We start from the raw sequence: 3,226 nt of genomic DNA on the forward strand, positions 1-3,226 counted from the left end.
GGTCCGCGACGGCCATCGCGACGGCCTGGTCGGCGCCTATGGACTCGACGGCCTGCGGGTCGGCAGCGAGCCCATCGGCTGGGTCGGGCTGGCCTTCTACACCCGCCACGACAGCGACTGGCGCTACTCCGGCGATGCATCCCTGCTCGGCCAGCGCCTGGGCCTCGCCCAGGGCTACGTGAACAATCCGCGCTTCGAAGCCTGGCGCAGCCAGGCCGGCGACGACGACCTGCACCTGCAGGTCCTCGGCGGCGAGCGCGTGCTGCCGCGTAACCTGCAGAAACTGCTGCTCGGCCGCATCGACGTGCTATTGGAAGACCGCGACATCATCGAGCACTACCTGGAGCATCATCCGCAGCTCGCCGGACAGGTCCGCCGCGCTGGCGAACTGCCCGGGCGGCAGCCGCTGCACGTCGGCCTCAGTCCGCACCTGCCGGAGGTCGACGCGCGTCTCGCGGAACTCGACGAAGGGCTGCGCCAACTGCGTCGCGAAGGCACCCTGAAGGTCCTCGGCGAGCGCTATAGGCTTTCTTTCGAATGACTTTCCGGGCCGCCGGAAATCCGCCGCCAGACCAGCAACCACGCTGCTTTCAGCCGATTGAATAAATTCCGGCAGGCCTTTTTGGCGTCGTCTATTACTCAATCTACGACGGCACCGAAAGGAGGCGCGTCATGGGCACCGCACTTCGTTACTCACTGCTCTGGGCATCCACTGTCTTCGTTTCCTCCTGCGGCAGCCTGCTGCCCAGCGAACGAGCGGAAGTCCAATCCCCCTTCGTCGACTACCTCGATGCCGAACTGCGCTATTCCCAGGCGCAACCCGGCAGCACGACCCGTTCGCAGCTGTTCGGGTTGGGTTTCGCTCCATTGACCCAGGGCAACGGCCGCATGCTGTCGTTCATCGACGTGCGGCTCATGTTCATCCAGCCGAACATCCCCATCGATTACCTGCCGGGCGGCCTGGTGCAATGCCTGGAAGCGAAGGACCGCTGCATCGGCTACGCCTTCGATTTCAGCAAGACCGACACCCAGCGGGTCGGCAGCTTCTGGGCGGACGTGTTCAACTTCCGCAAGAAACGGGAGTTGCAGGGCTGGTCGTTCAAGGCAGTGTTCGTCTTCGTCAACGACGTGCTGGTGCACAAGGTCAGCAACGGCGAACCGAACATCCATCGCCTGGAAGACAAGAAGAACCCGCTGGGTCCGCTGCAGGGCGCGGGAGAGTACTTCTCCGACAAGCTCAGGTGATTCGCCTGCGCGCATGGGTGAATCGTCGCCGCGCAGTTGGGCGACGCTCGTCCCTCGGCTACAATTCGGCCCCCTGAAAAGCCGTGATGCCCGAGGTCACCCGCGTGAGCGAGTCCGATCGCCTGTTCGCCCAACCCCAGCAACGTGTCGCCGACTTCGTGTTCAACGAAGACGTGGTACGCGTGTTCCCCGACATGATCAAGCGCTCCGTGCCGGGCTACCCCACCATCGTCGAGAACATCGGCGTACTCGGCGCGCAGTTCGCCCAGCCGAACAGCGTGCTCTACGACCTCGGCTGCTCGCTCGGCGCGGTCACCCAGTCGCTGCGCCGCCACGTCCGCAACGACGGCTGCCGGGTGATCGGTGTGGACAACTCGCACGCGATGATCGAGCGCTGCAGTGAATACCTGCATGCCCAGGACGCCATGTACCAGGAGCTGCTGCCGGTCGAGCTGATCGAGGCCGACATTCTCGCCCTGGACCTGCAACCCACCTCGCTGGTGGCGATGAACTTCACCCTGCAGTTCGTCGCCCCCGACCAGCGCCTCGGCCTGCTGCGCAGGATCCGCCAGGCACTGCTGCCCGGCGGCGCGCTGATCCTCTCGGAGAAACTGCGCTTCGCCGATGCGCAGGAGCACGCGCTGCTCACCGACCTGCACATCGCCTTCAAGCGTGCCAACGGCTACAGCGAGCTGGAGATCGCGCAGAAGCGCAGCGCGCTGGAAAACGTCATGCTCCCCGACACCTTCGAGGAACACCGTGAACGGCTCCTGGCCGCCGGCTTCAGCCGGGTCAGCCAATGGTTCCAGTGTCTCAACTTCGCCTCGATGATCGCCCTGCCATGATCCAGCACCTCGCCCTCGACGCCCTCCAGCGACACCTCGCCGGCTCGCCGCTGTACGGCTGGGCGACCAGCCTGCCCGCGCAGATCGCCGCGCGCATCGAGGAAGGCCACGGCGACCTGGCCCGTTGGTGGAGCGCGGTCCAGCGCCTGCCCCAGGTGCCCGCGCCGAAGGTCGAACTGGCCCAGCGCTTCGCCCTGCACAGCGACCACGATGCGGTGCTGCAAGCGCAGGTGAAGGAAGCGCTGCAAGGGCTGATTCCCTGGCGCAAGGGGCCGTTCGACTTCTTCGGCGTACAGGTCGATACCGAATGGCGTTCCGACTGGAAATGGGAGCGTGTCTCGCCACATGTCGAACTGCGTGGCAAACGCGTCCTCGACGTCGGCTGCGGCAACGGCTACTACCAGTGGCGCATGCTCGGCGCCGGCGCGGAAAGCGTGGTCGGGGTCGATCCGAACTGGCTGTTCCTCTGCCAGTTCCTCGCCGCCAAGCGCTACCTGCCGGAGCTGCCGGCCTGGCACCTGCCGCTGGCCCTGGAAGACCTGCCGGAGAAGCTCGAAGGCTTCGACACGGTATTCTCCATGGGCGTGCTCTATCACCGTCGCTCGCCCATCGACCACCTGCTGGCGCTCAAGGACTGCCTGAAGCGCGGCGGCGAACTGGTCCTGGAGACCCTGGTGGTGGAAGGCGACGCCAGCACCGTGCTGGTGCCCGAGGACCGCTACGCGCAGATGCGCAACGTCTGGTTCCTGCCCTCGGTGGCAGCCCTGGAGCTCTGGCTGCGCCGCGCCGGGTTCGCCGACGCGCGCTGCGTCGACGTCAGCCTGACCAGCGTCGAGGAACAACGCTCCACCGAATGGATGCGTTTCCAGTCGCTGCCGGAATTCCTCGATCCGCAGGACCGTTCGCGAACCGTCGAAGGCCTGCCGGCACCGATGCGCGCCACGCTGGTGGCGCGCAAGCCCTGACAGCGGATAGGGAAAAGCCCATCCTCGGATGGGCTTTTTTTCATGCTTTCATCCGCCCCACAGGTCGACGGCAAGCGGGGCGCGATTGCCTCAGCGCTTGGTCGCCGCGGCCAGCATCAGCGCTTTCATCTCAGCCACCGCCTGCCTGAAGCCGACGAACAGGGCGTGGGC

At 66.0% G+C, this 3,226-nt stretch carries 4 protein-coding genes and 1 pseudogene; 4 read left to right on the forward strand and 1 reads right to left on the reverse strand.

Annotation, left to right across the window (positions count from 1 at the left end):
* The 4 genes from FFS27_RS30830 to cmoB form a co-directional block, all read left to right on the forward strand.
* Positions 1 to 541, forward strand: a 541-nt coding sequence (locus FFS27_RS30830) for a substrate-binding periplasmic protein (RefSeq protein ID WP_137952454.1), incomplete at its 5' end; no start/stop codon positions are given.
* Positions 542 to 672: 131 nt separating this feature from the next.
* On the forward strand, positions 673 to 1,245 hold the full coding sequence (locus FFS27_RS30835) for a hypothetical protein (RefSeq protein WP_137952455.1): 573 nt from the start codon (positions 673 to 675) through the stop codon (positions 1,243 to 1,245).
* A gap of 104 nt (positions 1,246 to 1,349) precedes the next feature.
* Positions 1,350 to 2,090 (forward strand): carboxy-S-adenosyl-L-methionine synthase CmoA, encoded by a 741-nt coding sequence (cmoA, locus tag FFS27_RS30840; RefSeq protein ID WP_003123029.1) that lies wholly within the window; start codon positions 1,350 to 1,352, stop codon positions 2,088 to 2,090.
* Complete coding sequence (gene cmoB / locus FFS27_RS30845) at positions 2,087 to 3,055, forward strand: tRNA 5-methoxyuridine(34)/uridine 5-oxyacetic acid(34) synthase CmoB (RefSeq protein ID WP_023101499.1); 969 nt, start codon at positions 2,087 to 2,089, stop codon at positions 3,053 to 3,055. Before cmoA ends, cmoB begins: the two co-directional genes overlap by 4 nt.
* Positions 3,056 to 3,145: 90 nt before the next feature.
* On the opposite strand, the pseudogene FFS27_RS30850 reads toward cmoB, so the two are convergent.
* A pseudogene (locus FFS27_RS30850) lies at positions 3,146 to 3,226 on the reverse strand (pyridoxine 5'-phosphate synthase); the annotation flags it as partial.

Source organism: Pseudomonas sp. 2VD (genome assembly GCF_005503585.1).
In the GTDB taxonomy this organism is placed as follows: domain Bacteria; phylum Pseudomonadota; class Gammaproteobacteria; order Pseudomonadales; family Pseudomonadaceae; genus Pseudomonas; species Pseudomonas aeruginosa.

Bases quoted from the DNA above. Each gene is read 5' to 3' on its own strand.
- FFS27_RS30835 (WP_137952455.1), top strand. From the start codon at position 673: ATGGGCACCGCACTTCGTTACTCACTGCTCTGGGCATCCACTGTCTTC.
- cmoB (WP_023101499.1), top strand. From the start codon at position 2,087: ATGATCCAGCACCTCGCCCTCGACGCCCTCCAGCGACACCTCGCCGGC.